Genomic DNA, 13,941 nt, shown 5'->3' on the forward strand with positions numbered 1-13,941 from the left:
GAACAGCTCTGCGGCTCCCGGCCCAGCGTATTGCGCGATGGCGGATGCTCTACTGCCCGAGCCGCCCGAGAGCCGCCGCGAGGGTCTCCGCCGGATGCACGAGGGCCAGTCGCACGTGGTCGGCGCCCGCGGGCCCGTAGAGATCACCGGGAGCGACGAGCGTTCCGGCTTCCGCCAGTCGCCCGGCGAGCTCCCAGCCGTCGTCGGTTCCGTCGGCTGAGCGGAGCCACAGGTAGAAGGTGGCCGGGCCACCGTCGTGCACGATTCCGAACGGCTCCAGGGTTGCGAGAGCCTCGGAACGCCGCTCGATGTAGCGCCGGCGCTGCTCCTCGACGTGCGCGTCGTCCTGGAGTGCTGCGGTGGCGGCGGCCTGAACCGGAGCGGGCACCATCAGCCCCGCGTGCTTGCGGACGAGGCCCAGATACTCCACGAGCTCGGGGTCGCCCGCCACGAAACCGGCACGGAGCCCGGCCATGTTGGAGCGCTTGGAGAGCGAGTGCACAGCGAGGACGCCGTCGGAGCCGGCGCTCAACACCGTCGCGGGGGCCGGGTCGGAGCCGTCCATCCCCGTGAACTCCACGTAGCACTCGTCGCTCGCCACGACGACGCGCCGCTCGCGGGCCCAGTCGACGATGCGTGTGAAGCGCTCTGCGTCACCGGTGGAGCCGGTGGGATTGGCGGGCTCGTTCACCCAGAGCACGAGGGCGCCCTCGGCATCGGCAGGGTCGATGCTGTCGAGGTCGAGGTGCCAGTCGTCGGTGAGCTGCACCGCCACGGGGTTCAACCCTGCGAGCCGGGCGCCCATGGCGTAGGTCGGGTACGAGACGGCGGGGTACAGGACCTTGTCACGCCCCGGAGCCCGCAGGCTGAGCACCCTCGGTAGTGACGCCACCAGCTCCTTGGTGCCGACCGACGCCACGACGTGATCCGCCTCCACCGACACGCCCAGGCGTCGCTCCATCCACGCCGAGGCCGCCGTGCGGAAGTCGGTTGTCCCGACCGAGGGTGGGTACCCCGGCTCGGCGCCCTCACGAAGAGCCTGGACGACCACGTCGGGTACGGGATCGGTGGGCGAGCCCACCGAGCAGTCGAGGATCCCCCCGGGTGCGACGTCGGCGAGCCGCCGGAGCGCCCCGAGCTGGTCGTGGGGGTAGGGAGGCGGCTCGAAGCCGGTGCCGGTGGCCATCGCGGCGAGCCTACCTGCCACCACGGGAGCCCCCGACCGGGCCTTCACTCACTCACGGCGAACTCGGCGAATCGCCCGTGGTCTTCGGGAGCGAGGCGCGCCCGGACGGTCGTCGCGTCGTCGTCGTGTGTCGCCTCGAGGACCTGCCCCGACCGGTGCAGCGCCGCCATGACGTCGCCCCGCTCGAAGGGAACACGCAGCTCGAGAACGGCATGACGGGCGCGCAGTCGCGAGCCGATCCGATCACGGAGCTCCTCGACGCCGTCACCCGTGGCGGCCGACACAGCGCAGGCCTCCTCGTCTCTCAGGAGGCCGGCCACGACATGGGGATCGGCTCTGTCGGTCTTGTTGACGGCAACCAGCTCCGGCACACCGTCGGCGCCGATCTCCGACAGAACGGCGCGCACAGCTGCGATCTGACCCGACGGATCGGGAGCAGACCCGTCGACCACGTGGACGAGGAGATCGGCGTGAGTGACCTCCTCGAGCGTGGAACGGAAAGCCTCCACGAGCTGGTGCGGGAGCTTCTGCACGAACCCGACGGTGTCGGAGAGCACGACCGTCTCACCGCCGGGGAGCTCGAGACGTCGGGTCGAGGGGTCGAGGGTGGAGAACAGCTGGTCGGCCACGAGGAGCTCGGCGCCCGTGAGACGGTTGAGCAGCGTCGACTTGCCCGCGTTGGTGTAGCCGACGAGCGCCACGGCGGGGACGGCGTGTCGGCGGCGGGCCCGGCGCTGTGTCGCCCGCGTGCGACGGAGGCGCTCGAGATCGCGCTCGAGATGTGACACACGGCGCAGGATCCGGCGGCGGTCGGTCTCGAGCTTCGTCTCACCGGGCCCGCGTGTTCCGATGCCGGCGCCGAGGCGGCTGAGCTCGACCCCCCGACCGCGGAGGCGTGGAAGCCGGTAGCGGAGCTGTGCGAGCTCGACCTGCACCATCCCCTCCTGGCTGGAGGCGTGCTGGGCGAAGATGTCGAGGATCAGGGCGACCCGGTCGACGACGTCGACCCGGCAGGCCTGTTCGAGGTTGGCCTGCTGGGCCGGCGTCAGCTCGTCGTCGACGATCACGACGTCGATGTCGTCGGCGGCGCACCGGTCGGCCAGCTCGGCCATCTTGCCCGAGCCCACGTAGCCGGCCGTGTCGGGGGCGTCCCGACGCTGCAGCACGATGTCGACCGGGCGGGCGCCCGCGGTGTCGACGAGGAGCTCCAGCTCTTCGAGTGACCGCTCGGCAGTCTCGATCTCCGCGTCGGCGGCGACGGCCACGAGCAGCGCCCGCTGCTCGACGACGGCCAGGTCGGTCTCGGTGGCGGTGAGCCGCCGGCGACCGCGGTTCTGGTGGGAGCGCGTCACGCGGCCTCGATCGTGTCGGGGTCGACCTCGACGTCGAAGACGTGGCGCACGGGACCGCCGAGACGGACCGTCTCACCGAGCGACACCCGGAGTGTCCCCCCGGGCACGATCACATCGACCTCGGTGTCGGTGAGGCCCCGACGGTGTGTGACGGCGGCGGCGGCGCAGGCACCCGTTCCGCACGACAGGGTCTCGCCGATGCCACGTTCACAGACGCGCATTCGCAAAGCGGAACGCGACGTGACGTGTACGAACTCCACGTTGGCGCCGGCCGGAAACCGCTCGTCGGTGCTGAGACGGGGGCCGTGGGTTTCGACGTGTGCGGTGTCGGGATCGTCGACGAGAAGGACCCAGTGGGGATTCCCCATCCCGGCCGCGTCGCCTCCATATTCGGTGCCGTGGACAGAGGCCGTGAGCCCGAACGGTGACTCGGCGTCGACCGGGATGGCCGCAGGATCGAAGGTGACCGGGCCCATGTCGACCGCGGCGGCGACCACACCGCCCCGGCCGTCGCGTTCGAGATCGACGGTTCGGCGGCCACTCCCGGTGTCGACGACGAGGCGGTCGCCACGTGTCAGGCCCTCCCTGTCGGCGACCCACGCCAGGGTCCGCATACCGTTGCCGCTCATCTCGGCCACACCGCCGTCGGCGTTGCGCAGGACCATCGCCGCGTCGGCGCCGTCGTCGCCGTCGAGGAGCGCGATGTAGCCGTCGGCGCCGATGCCACGGTGCCGGTCGCAGAGGCGGGCGACGGTGGCCGCGTCGGGGCGCCAGGCGTCGTCGAGCGCGACCTGGACCAGGAAGTCGTTCCCGGTGGCCTGGAGTTTCGAGAGCGTGACGGGCATCATCGCTTCCAGCCTGCCAGGAGCGCGGGGGTGAGTGCGTCGGGGTTTCCCGCCGTCCCGTACCAGGTGACGCGTGGATCACGGCGGAACCACATCCGCTGGCGTCGGGCGAAGGAACGTGTGCGGCGCGCGATGGCGGCGAACACGTCGTCTCCCACGGTTGCGCTGTTCTCGAGCGCGTGGGCGATGTCGGCGTAGCCGATGGCCTGGGACGCGGTGCGACCGAGGCCCCCCGGAGCGTCGAGGAGCTCGCGAACCTCCTCGACCAGGCCCCGGTCGCGCATCGCCGCGACCCTCGCCTCGATACGTGCGGCCACGACGCGCCGTGGGAGCCAGACCCCCGCCATGCTGACCGGGAACACGCTCGGTCCGAAGGTGCCGACCCCCGGCCCGAACGACGAGAAGAGTTGCCCGGTCGACAGCGTCACCTCGAGGGCGCGGACGATCCGCCGCCTGTTGTGCCCGTCGATCCTCCAGGCCGCGACAGGATCGAGCTCGCCGAGGCGCGCGTAGGCACGCGCCAACCCGCTCGACGTCCGGGTCTCCTCCTCGAGGTCGGCCCGGAGCGCAGGATCGTCGCCGGGGAACCGGAGATCGTCGATGACGGCCTGGACGTAGAGACCGGTGCCTCCCGCCAGGAGTGCGCGACGGCCGCGCTCCTCGATGGCGGCGACAACCTCACGCGCGGCGTCACGGAACCGCACGACCGACCACGACTCGGCAGGTCCGGCGAGGTCGATCATGTGGTGTGGAATGCGCGACCGGTCGACGGTGGTCGGTTTGGCCGTTCCGATGTCCATGCCCCGGTAGACCTGCATGGAGTCCATCGAGACGATCTCGACATCGCCGAGTCCCTCGGCGACCGCCAGCGCCAGCATGGACTTTCCCGACGCGGTGGGCCCCACGAGGGCCAGGTGTGCGGTCACCCGGCGACGACGGGGATGAGACGTCGACCCGCATCGGGCGGCTGATGCGTGGTGGGTACCGCCGACCCGCGCAGCCAGTGCGAGGCCGCCGACTCGATGGTCACGTCGACGTAGTCGCCACCTACCGCAGCGGGCATACCGGCGTGTGGGAAGTGCACGAGCTTGTTCTGACGTGTCCGCCCGCTCCACATGGCCGGGTCCTTCTTGGACGGACCCTCCACGAGGACCTCCTCGGTTCGACCGATACGGGCCGCATGCAGGTGGGCACCATGGCGTTCGAGAGCCGCCGTGAGCCTGTGCATGCGCTCGGCCGCGGTCTCCGGGGAGACGATGCCGTCGGTGATGTCGGCGGCCTCCGTGCCGGGCCGCGGTGAGAAGACGAACGTGTACGCGGCGTCGAAGCGGGCCTCCTCGACGACGTCGAGCGTCGCCTGGAAGTCGCCCTCGGTCTCTCCGGGGAATCCCACGATGATGTCGGTCGTGACGGCCAGGTCGGGTACACCGGCCCGGGCGGCGTCCAGCTTCGCCAGGTACCGCTGTGCCGTGTAGCCGCGGTGCATCCGGGCGAGGACCCGGTCGCTGCCTGCCTGGAGCGGCAGGTGGAGGTGCTCACACACGGCGTCGCACTCGGCCATGGCCGCGATCGTGTCGGGGCGGAGGTCCTTGGGGTGCGGCGACGTGTAGCGGATGCGACGGATGCCCTCGACGGCGTCGACGGCGCGCAGCAGGTCGGCGAAGCGCGGTGAGTACCGACCTGCGCCGAGATCGCGGCCGTACGAATTGACGTTCTGGCCGAGGAGCGTGACCTCGCTCACACCGTCGGTAGCCAGCGCCTCGACCTCCTGGAGGATGTCACCCATCCGGCGACTGACCTCACGCCCGCGCACCGCGGGCACGATGCAGAACGCGCAGTTGTTGTCGCAGCCGATCTGGATCGTGATCCAGGCGGAGTGGCCGACGTCGCGTCGCGCCGGGAGGGCTGAGGGATACGCCTCGTGCTCCTCCAAGATCTCCACGACCGCTCCGTCGTGGCGGGCCCGCTCCAGGAGGGCGGGAGCGTGGGCGAGGTTGTGTGTCCCGAAGACGACGTCGACGTGACCCGCGCGCTCGAGGATCGTCTCGCGGTCCTTCTGAGCCAGACACCCACCGACGGCGATCTGGAGGTCCGGTCGCTGCTCCTTGAGGGCCTTGAGCCGCCCGAGACGCCCGTAGAGCCTGTTGTCGGCGTTCTCCCGGATGCAGCAGGTGTTGAGCACGACCACGTCGGCATCGTCGGTCGACTCGGTGTACTCCATACCCGACTCGGCGAGCAGACCCGCGATCCGCTCCGAGTCGTGCTCGTTCATCTGGCAGCCGAACGTCTCGACGTGGAAACGGCGCATGGGCCGTCCAGTCTACGAAACCGGCGCGTTGGCCACCCTCACGGCATCACGTCGTCGACGATCTCGATCTCACCCTCGGTGGACGCCGAACTCCGGGCCCCGGCCTTGGCTTCGAGGCTGCCGGCGGCCATGTACTTCAGTCCGTTCTTGTCGCCGGCGCGGTAGTCGCCCGTCGCTGCGTGATAATGCCCCGTCCCGGCATCGCAACACATCGTCTGGTACTCGGTACCACCGTTTCTGTTGTCGTACCGGCCGTTGTAGTGGGCGAGGTTCAGCGCGTGACCCAGCTCGTGCAGCACGGTCGTGGACAAGGCGAGATCGGATGCGTCGATGATGTGCTGGTCGAGGATCGCGATGTGCCCGGAGAGCACACGTTTACCCGACGCCGTGGACACACCTCCGCAGCCAACAACGTTCGCTCCCGGGCAACCGATCGCTGCCATCTCGGCGCCGGTCACGATGGTCACCGTGATCTTTCCTGTTGGAGCCGCATCGCCGAAGGTGCCGTGCCAGAGTGACGTGACGCCGGGAAAGGGCAGCCCCGTGTGGACATTGAGCTGGGTAGCGGCGTTGTTGAGCAGCGGGTCGAGCTTCTGGCGGAGGAGCGTCATCCGCAGATCTGATTCCGGCGCATACTCGATGGCGAAGCTGTAGCCCGAGGAGTTGAGAATCTCGCGGCTTGTGCTCATCCGCTTGAAACCGTCGCCGTCGGGGGTCGGCGGGGTCGGCCCCGGGTACTGCGGAACGCACGCCGCAGCAACGACCAGGACAGCGGCCACGAGTGCGACGAGGCTGCGGCGTGGATTGATGGTGCTTCGGTGCATGGGGTCCCGTTCCGTCGATTTCGGGGCAATCGGCTGGCGCAGCCCCTGAACGCGCTTACCGTCTGTTTGTGGCGATCGCCCACTGCGAGCAATTTCGGGTATTACTACACGATACATCCTCTCCTCGCAAGCACGAGCAATCGGTGCATCCGTCCGGTCCGTTAGGCTCGCCGACTGCGTCCGTGGAGGCGTGACCCCCGACATCCAGGCACGCTGAACCCGTGAACCTCACTGCCACCGAGATCGGCCTCCTGATCGTCGTGGCACTGGCCGGTGGGCTGGCCCAGGGCACCATCGGCATAGGCGTGGGAATTCTCATGTCACCGGTTCTCGCCATCATCGAGCCCACCGCCGTGCCCACGGTCATCATCCTCCTGGCGATGCCACTCACGGTTCTCATGTCGGTTCGCGAGCGTGCCCACATCGACATGCGGGGCTTCTCGTTCATGCTCCTCGGCCGGGTCCCCGGCACGGTGGCGGGGATCCTCCTCCTGGCGGTGCTGTCGGGAAACGCCATCACGGTGATGTCGGGCACGGTGATCCTCGTGGCGGTCGGCCTCAGCACGAAGCACACCGTTCCCCATCCGACCGCCGGGCTCACCTTCGCCGGTGGAGCGGCCTCGGGAATGATGGGAACCGCCGCCGGGGTCGGCGGACCGCCGCTGGCGCTCGTCTACCAGGGCCAGGACCCGGCGGTCGTGCGCTCCACCCTCGCGCTGTCGTACCTGGCCGGCACCGTGCTCAGCCTGGCGGGCCTCGCTCTGGCAGGCGAAGTGACGCTCTGGAAGGCCCGCCTCGCTGTGCTTCTCGTCGGGCCGATGCTCGTCGGCTTCGCGATCAGCACCGCCCTGATCGCGCGCCTGCACCTGCGGTGGTTCCGACCGGCCGTCCTGGCGTTCGCCGCGGTCGCCGGCGCCGCCGCGGTGGTACGGGGGCTCGGCCTGGGCGGGTGAGCCCTACTCGGAGACCTCCGCGTCGGCCGTGGCGCTCTCGCCGTCCGCTTCGGCGTCGAGGTCGACATCGCCGGCCTGCTCGTCGTCGATACCCGAGGCCTGCCGGACCTTTTCGGTGATCTCCACCATGAGGTCGAGGTTCTCGGCGAGGAACGCCTTGACCTTCTCGCGTCCCTGGCCGAGCTGCTCGCCCTCGTAGGTGAACCAGGCGCCTGACTTCTTGACGATGTCGAGGTCGACCGCGATGTCGAGAAGCGCTCCCTCACGGCTGATTCCCTTGCCGTACATGATGTCGAACTCCGCTTGGCGGAACGGCGCCGCGCAGTTGTGGACCACGACACCGTCAGCCACGAAGTTGTGGAACTCCTCCACCTCCAGGTCGTAGGTCGGCCGCTGCTCGGCCGGCTCGATCTCGTGGATGCGGTCGTACCAGAGCTCCTCGGAGACGACGTCGCGCAGGAACTGGCTGTCGAGCGCATCGGCCAGCCGCACGATCCTGTCACGGCGCAGACGGCTCACACCCAGAACCTGAGGGAACCCACCCCGGGGATCTCCCGCACTGTCGCCCACGAGTTGTGCCGCCAGCGACGGAGTGACCCCGGCGCCCTTGAGATAGGCGATGACGGGTTCGGTCTGGGCAGGCGCCAGATAGTTGGTCTGCGACCCCCGGTGCACGGCCAGGCTGGGATCAGCGAGCGAAGCTCCGAGGACGCGGCCACGCGGCCCCCACAGGGGCAGCACCTCGGCAAGGCGCGTGACGTTGTCGATCCCGCTGACCCGGACCTCCCACGCCGGGCGTGTGCTCTGAACCCTCCGACCTTCGATGATGCTCGGCCGCTGGGCAGTCGGATCGTACGACCGCACGGAACTCCAGATCCCGAATCGGAGCAGCAACCAGTGGACCTGGTGCGCGAGCTGCTCCGAGGTGGTCGTGTAGCCACACCGGACGCCGCCGGTCTGCTCGCGCGACACATATCCGTCACTCTCCCAGAGGCCGAAGAGGAGGTTCGCTACGACGTCTTCGGCGATGTCGGGAGCGAAGAAGGCCGCCGGCGCCTTCTTCTCGGGGGCCAGGTGGCCCCAGATGCCTGCCCAGCGGGCCAGCTCGAGTACGCCGTTGCGCTCACCGGGCCGGTGGGAGATCGAGGCCTCGATGCCGCGACGGCGTACCGAGCACCCCAGGTCGTTGGCAATCGAACGGACATCGTCGTGCAACGACTCCTGGATGTTGATGAAGGAGATCGGCGTCTTCCCGCCGACATAGCCGTCTCCGATGAGGTATCCGAGCAGGCGTGCGTGCTCGGGCGGCACCGGACGGGACTCCCCGAAGGTTCCGATCCGCCGCGGTCGCGCCACGCGGTCGTCGGTCGTGAGCTCACCGGCCTTCTGCCAGCCGCGGGCTGTCAGCACACGGTGGTCGGGGGTGAGCCTCAGAACCGTCCCGTCGCGGAGACGCAGGCCGATCGTGGCCTGCACACCCTGGTTCATCCGGCGGACGATCGGCCGGTGGTGCATCCGCCCGGTCTTGTCGGTCGCCGCCACTGCGGTGCCGACATCGTCGTTCATCAACTCCTCGACGCGGTGCGTGAGGCCTGTAGCGGGGTCGAAGACCCGTGTGCCGGCAGCGACGCACTTGTTCTTCACCACCTTGACGCGGGCCCGGTTGCCGATGACCTCTGTGCCGTCCTTGAGGCTCTCGATCCGGCGGATGTCGAGGCGTACCGAGGAGTAGAACTTCAGGGCGCGACCACCCGGGGTGGTCTCGGGTGAGTTGTGCACCATCGTTCCGTCGACGAAGTAGTTGTGCGTGCCCTCGACCTCGAGGTCGAACCGGTGTGTGCTGCGGTTCGGCGGCCGCCGGTGCACGTCGACGACCGGTAGCGGCATGAGCTCCATACGCTCGGGCACCGTGACCGGTTCGACATCGAACCGGCCGCGGAAACGCTCCAGGAGCTTGTACTCCATCGACGGGTGCACGAACGGCGCCACGAGGGCGTGGAGCTTGGCGGTCTCGTCCTTGGAAAACACCAGGACCGCCTTGCCGCCCCGGTCGACGAGCTTCGGTGCGATTCCCCACGTGTCGCGCAGGTGGTCGACCAGGCGCTGCCGGGTGGACGGCTCCATGGCTTGAACGCAGATATCCGAGCGACCGCTCCCGGCCCGTGTCCTCTCCTGGAGGCCCTTCGCACGCACGGCGAAGGTACCGTCGTCCATGTACCAGAGGGCGATCGACAGAGGTGTCAACCGCTTGAGATAGTCGTCGCTCAGGACCTTCTTCCCGCCGACATAGACCGCCCGACGCAACTCCGCCAACTCGGCCAACGGCGCCATGTCGTGGAAGACGGCTCCCTGCCCATTGGTGGTGCGACTCGTGCCGATGTTGTCGAACAACGAGGCCTTCCAGTCGCAGTACTCGGCCTGCTTCGCCCCGTGGCCGATCCGGAAACGGGCGCCGTGGCCCGACCGTGTGGGCGAGAGTGCTCCGTCGCCCATCAGACCACCGAGGATCACCTCCCACTGGAAGTCGGACAGGCGGTGCGGAACCGCCTGGAGGACCCGATCGCCCACCGTCAGCTCCTGCGCCTCACGCCAGCCGACCGGCGTGCGGACGAGATGGTTGGGCGTTGCCGCGAACTGCGAACGGCCGTTGCCACCCGGCTTGGCCACGGTGACCTGGAGGAACTCATCGGTGGGACCGTTGTCGAAGAAGTCGACGACCTTCTTCGGGACGACGGCATCCTGGTCGGGGTCGTAGGACAACACCTCGACGGGCATCCGCTGGTTGACGATCTTGCCGATCTTCTCCTGGGTGCCGTCAGCCAGCGTGACCCGCGTGTTGTAGGAGAAGCACCCGAACATCACTCCGATCTTCTCGCGCAGTTGGTTGATGAAGATCGCCACGGTGCGGGACTTGTTGAGGTTGGCCGTGAGCTTGCGCAGAGCCTGGCTCATGAGGCGCGCCTGGAGCCCGACGTGGGCGTCGCCCATCTCGCCCTCGATCTCGGCACGGGGGACGAGCGCCGCCACCGAGTCGATGACGATCACGTCGAGCGCACCGGAGCGCACGAGCATGTCGACGATCTCGAGAGCCTGCTCGCCCGTGTCGGGCTGGGAGATGAGCAGGTCGTCGATGTCGACCCCGATGGCCTCGGCGTAGACCGGGTCGAGGGCGTGCTCGGCGTCGACGTACGCGCAGACGCCTCCGTTGCGCTGCGCCTCGGCCACGACGTGGGTGGCGAGGGTGGACTTCCCCGACGACTCGGGCCCGAAGATCTCCACCACGCGCCCCCTCGGGAGGCCTCCCACACCGAGTGCCATGTCGAGGGAGAGGGCGCCGGTGGGGATCGACTCGACCCCCACGTGGCCCCGCTCGCCCAGCCGCATGATCGAGCCCTTGCCGAACTGCTTCTCGATCTGGCCGAGCGCCATGTCGAGTGCCTTGTCACGCTCCATGTCGTTTCCGCTCCTCACTGCCGGCTCGCATCGCCGGTGTCGTCGGTCGGGGGAAGCACCACGTGGGCGCAACCTAGGCAGCGGGTGTGACAGCTACGTCGTGCGCACCGCCGCACGCTTCCGCCGTCGCAGCCGCCGCACCGCCCGTCGGGCCCCTGTTCCCCGCACGCTAGCGGGGAACGACACGCCTGTAATTCCACGGGCACACCCTAGGACGAACACCTGTTCGGGGCAAGGACCCTCGAACGGCCGAGGGGGCGGCTGTCGGAGCCGCCGGCCGCGCCGCTACCCTGGTGCGCCTTGCAGCCGGCTTCCCCTCCCCTCCCGTCACGTCGCGACCGCCGCACCCGGCACGCACCGCGCCGTGCCCGACGCAGGCGCCGGGTGGGGGCCGTGGCCGCCGGGCTCCTGGTCACCGCCCTGCTCGTGGCCGCCGGAGGCACCGCCGCCACTGCCGACCGTGCGACCGGCGACCCCGAGGCCAGCGCGACCGCGGCCTCCGACACGGCGGGAGCGCCACCCATCGAGCTCGTCGGAGCGCTCCCCGACCTCGAGCCGCCCCCTCCACCGCCGCCGCCCCCTCCACCGCCGCCGCCCGTGTACCGCACCGGCGACTCCGGCCCGGAGGTGCGCATCATCGAGCAGCGCCTCTCCGATCTGCGCTACGACATCCAGGGTGTCGACGGCGTCTACGACTCCTCCACGTACCACGCCGTGATGGCGTTCCAGAAGGTGCACGGGCTCAGCCGCGACGGCCACGCCGGCCCCGAGACGAACGACGCCCTCGCGGCCGCGTCGGGCCTCCCCGAGCCGATGGTCCCCTTCGGCGCCCCGGACCGCATCGAGGTCGACCTCGACCGCCAGGTGATCTTCCTCTACAAGGGCGGTGAACTCGCCAAGATCATCTCCGCCTCCAGCGGGAGCGGTGAGGTCTTCTGCGACAACGGCTCGTGCCGGCGGGCCGTGACCCCCGGCGGCGACTACACGGTGGGGCGGCGCTACACGGGGTGGGAGAAGTCCGACCTGGGCCGGCTCTACAACCCGCTCTACTTCAACCTCGGGATCGCCATCCACGGTGCGGAGAGCGTCCCGGGCTACCCGGCCTCCCACGGCTGTGTGCGCATCCCGATCGCCACCGCCGAGTGGCTCCCGTCGGTCGTGACGCCCGGCACACCGGTGCACGTCCTCAACGCCTGAGCCCGGCCCGCCGGTGCGGCTCCCGGCCTCAACGACCCAACCGGAACGACGCGACCTCGGTGTGCACCGCTCCCTCGGCGCGGGTCGTCGACCGGTACAGACCGACCGAGCCCGCCGTCCACGACTCCCCCACCGTGCCGAGCTCGACGTCGTCCAACGCCCTTCGGAGATCCTGCGGGGGCCCGAACCGGGCGATGCTCACGTGCGGCCTGGCCGGATGGTCGGGAGGGCCGAACCCGAGTGGCGCCACGGCCCGCTCCACGAGGTCGGCCAGACGCGTGAAGCCCGCCGAGCCCTCCGAGCAGCCGACCCAGAGCACCCGCGCCCGGGAGGACGTCGGGAACGCACCGACGCCTCCGAGGCGCAGCGTCACGGTGGGATGACCCCGGAGAGCGGTGAGCCGCTCGGCCAGTGCCTCGGCGTCGTCGACGCGCCCGAGGAAGCGCAGTGTCAGGTGCCAGGTGTCGCGCGGCAGCCACCGGGCACCGGCGAACCGTGCGTGCAGGTCGTTCGCCGCCGTCTCCAGCTCGTCGAGCACGCGGCCGGGTGGGCGGATCGCCACGAACGCCCGCGCGAGCGAGCTCACGGCAGCATGTCGAGGTGGCGCCGCAGCATGTCGAGCAGCGAAATGGCCGAGAACTGCCGGATCCGCTCCCTGTCTCCGGGGAGCCGCGCCTCGACGGCCTCGGTCGGCCTGCCGGGGAGGCTGACACCGAACCACACCGTGCCGACGGGCCGGTCGTCCTGCTCGTCGGGGCCGGCCACACCGGTGACCGAGATCCCCACGTCGGAGCCCAGGACACGGCGTGCTCCCTCGGCCATCTGCACGGCAGCGTCGCGGCTCACGACGCGGTCGGTGGTGACGCCGAGCACGTCGCGCTTCACGTCGGAGGAGTAGGCCACGACGGCCCCCCGGTAAGCCGCGCTGGCGCCGGGGACGTTCGCGAGTCGCGCACCCACGAGACCGCCGGTGAGCGACTCCGCCACGCCGACCGTCCAGCCACGGGCCTTCAGGCGGTCGAGCACGGCGGACTCCATCGTCTCGTCGTCTGCCCCGAAGACCAGCTCCCCGAGAATCCGTCGCAGCTCCCGTTCCTCGACGGCGACGAGAGCCTCGGCGTCCGATCGGCTCGTCGCCTTGCCCGTGATGCGCACGCACAGTCCCTCGATGCCACGGGCGAGGAAGGCGATCGTCGGGTTGGACTGGGCCTCGACGCGTTGCGCGATCGTCTCCGCGAGTCCCGACTCGGACGTGCCCCACGTCTTCAACGTGCGTGACACCAGCGCCGAGCGCTCACCGCAGCGCTCGAGGAGGTCGGGCATCACCTCGTCGCTGACCATCGCCCTCATCTCGTACGGGACGCCGGGCACCGCATAGACGACCTTCCCGGCGACGGGCGCGGCGAGGCCCGGGGCCGTTCCCAGCGGGTTCGGGAGCACGGTGGCGCCGTCGGGAACGTCGGCCTGACGGAGGTTGTTCTGCGGCATGTCGCGACCACGCGAGCTGAAGAGCGCGGCGATGTGGTCGACCAGGTCGTGGCGGCGGACGAGCTCGACGCCCATCACCGTGGCGATGGCGTCGCGCGTGAGGTCATCGGGAGTCGGACCGAGCCCACCGCAGACGATGACCGCATCGGCGTCGGTCAGCAGGTCGCGCAGGGCAGCCACGAGCCGGTCGTGGTTGTCACCGACCTGGCGGTGCTCGTAGCTGTCGATGCCCACCGCCGCGAGCTGCTCACCGATCCAGGCGCTGTTCGTGTCGACGATCTGGCCCAGGAGCAGCTCGGTGCCGACCGCCAGGACCTCGCAGCGCATGGGGCGAC

The 13,941-nt window shown here is 70.0% G+C and carries 11 protein-coding genes and 1 pseudogene; 2 read left to right on the forward strand and 10 right to left on the reverse strand.

The window, feature by feature from the left end:
* Positions 1–49: 49 nt before the first annotated feature.
* The 6 genes from dapC to R3A49_05065 are packed head-to-tail and all read right to left on the reverse strand — an operon-like array spanning position 50 to position 6,515.
* Positions 50–1,186 carry a succinyldiaminopimelate transaminase gene (dapC, locus tag R3A49_05040; GenBank protein ID MEZ5170098.1) on the reverse strand — a complete coding sequence of 379 codons (1,137 nt, stop codon included), beginning with the start codon at positions 1,184–1,186 and terminating at the stop codon, positions 50–52.
* Positions 1,187–1,230: 44 nt separating this feature from the next.
* Positions 1,231–2,538: a GTPase HflX gene (gene hflX, locus R3A49_05045; GenBank protein MEZ5170099.1), complete on the reverse strand. Its 1,308-nt coding sequence runs from the start codon at positions 2,536–2,538 to the stop codon at positions 1,231–1,233.
* Positions 2,535–3,386 carry a diaminopimelate epimerase gene (dapF, locus tag R3A49_05050; GenBank protein MEZ5170100.1) on the reverse strand — a complete coding sequence of 284 codons (852 nt, stop codon included), beginning with the start codon at positions 3,384–3,386 and terminating at the stop codon, positions 2,535–2,537. The genes hflX and dapF overlap by 4 nt, the downstream gene beginning before the upstream one ends.
* The gene (gene miaA / locus R3A49_05055; protein MEZ5170101.1) at positions 3,383–4,309 is read right to left on the reverse strand and encodes a tRNA (adenosine(37)-N6)-dimethylallyltransferase MiaA; all 927 of its coding nucleotides are present in this window, start codon (positions 4,307–4,309) and stop codon (positions 3,383–3,385) included. The genes dapF and miaA overlap by 4 nt, the downstream gene beginning before the upstream one ends.
* Positions 4,306–5,691 carry a tRNA (N6-isopentenyl adenosine(37)-C2)-methylthiotransferase MiaB gene (gene miaB / locus R3A49_05060; protein ID MEZ5170102.1) on the reverse strand — a complete coding sequence of 462 codons (1,386 nt, stop codon included), beginning with the start codon at positions 5,689–5,691 and terminating at the stop codon, positions 4,306–4,308. The genes miaA and miaB overlap by 4 nt, the downstream gene beginning before the upstream one ends.
* Positions 5,692–5,729: 38 nt before the next feature.
* Positions 5,730–6,515, reverse strand: coding sequence for a hypothetical protein (locus R3A49_05065; GenBank protein MEZ5170103.1), 786 nt, complete (start codon positions 6,513–6,515; stop codon positions 5,730–5,732).
* A gap of 221 nt (positions 6,516–6,736) precedes the next feature.
* Between R3A49_05065 and R3A49_05070 the strand changes: the two genes are divergently transcribed.
* Complete coding sequence (locus R3A49_05070) at positions 6,737–7,468, forward strand: sulfite exporter TauE/SafE family protein (GenBank protein ID MEZ5170104.1); 732 nt, start codon at positions 6,737–6,739, stop codon at positions 7,466–7,468.
* Between the two features lie 3 nt (positions 7,469–7,471).
* Here the strand turns inward: R3A49_05070 and R3A49_05075 are convergent, their stop codons facing one another.
* Together R3A49_05075 and recA are read right to left on the reverse strand one after the other, a co-directional pair.
* Positions 7,472–9,115 carry an LAGLIDADG family homing endonuclease gene (locus tag R3A49_05075; GenBank protein ID MEZ5170105.1) on the reverse strand — a complete coding sequence of 548 codons (1,644 nt, stop codon included), beginning with the start codon at positions 9,113–9,115 and terminating at the stop codon, positions 7,472–7,474.
* A pseudogene (recA, locus tag R3A49_05080) lies at positions 9,101–10,921 on the reverse strand (recombinase RecA). The gene R3A49_05075 and the pseudogene recA overlap by 15 nt, the downstream one beginning before the upstream one ends.
* A gap of 393 nt (positions 10,922–11,314) precedes the next feature.
* Between recA and R3A49_05085 the strand changes: the two are divergent.
* Positions 11,315–12,118, forward strand: coding sequence for a L,D-transpeptidase family protein (locus R3A49_05085; protein MEZ5170106.1), 804 nt, complete (start codon positions 11,315–11,317; stop codon positions 12,116–12,118).
* Between the two features lie 28 nt (positions 12,119–12,146).
* On the opposite strand, the gene thpR is transcribed toward R3A49_05085, so the two are convergent.
* Both thpR and R3A49_05095 read right to left on the reverse strand, forming a co-directional pair.
* On the reverse strand, positions 12,147–12,704 hold the full coding sequence (gene thpR / locus R3A49_05090; protein MEZ5170107.1) for an RNA 2',3'-cyclic phosphodiesterase: 558 nt from the start codon (positions 12,702–12,704) through the stop codon (positions 12,147–12,149).
* Entirely contained in the window at positions 12,701–13,933 is a 1,233-nt protein-coding gene (locus tag R3A49_05095; GenBank protein MEZ5170108.1) for a competence/damage-inducible protein A, read from the reverse strand. Before R3A49_05095 ends, thpR begins: the two co-directional genes overlap by 4 nt.
* Positions 13,934–13,941: the final 8 nt, after the last annotated feature.

The organism is Acidimicrobiia bacterium, from assembly GCA_041394025.1.
GTDB lineage: Bacteria > Actinomycetota > Acidimicrobiia > IMCC26256 > JAOSJL01 > JAOSJL01.

Coding starts and splice junctions, on each gene's coding strand:
- dapC (MEZ5170098.1), bottom strand. CDS start 1,186: ATGGCCACCGGCACCGGCTTCGAGCCGCCTCCCTACCCCCACGACCAG.
- dapF (MEZ5170100.1), bottom strand. CDS start 3,386: ATGATGCCCGTCACGCTCTCGAAACTCCAGGCCACCGGGAACGACTTC.
- miaB (MEZ5170102.1), bottom strand. CDS start 5,691: ATGCGCCGTTTCCACGTCGAGACGTTCGGCTGCCAGATGAACGAGCAC.
- R3A49_05065 (MEZ5170103.1), bottom strand. CDS start 6,515: ATGCACCGAAGCACCATCAATCCACGCCGCAGCCTCGTCGCACTCGTG.
- R3A49_05095 (MEZ5170108.1), bottom strand. CDS start 13,933: ATGCGCTGCGAGGTCCTGGCGGTCGGCACCGAGCTGCTCCTGGGCCAG.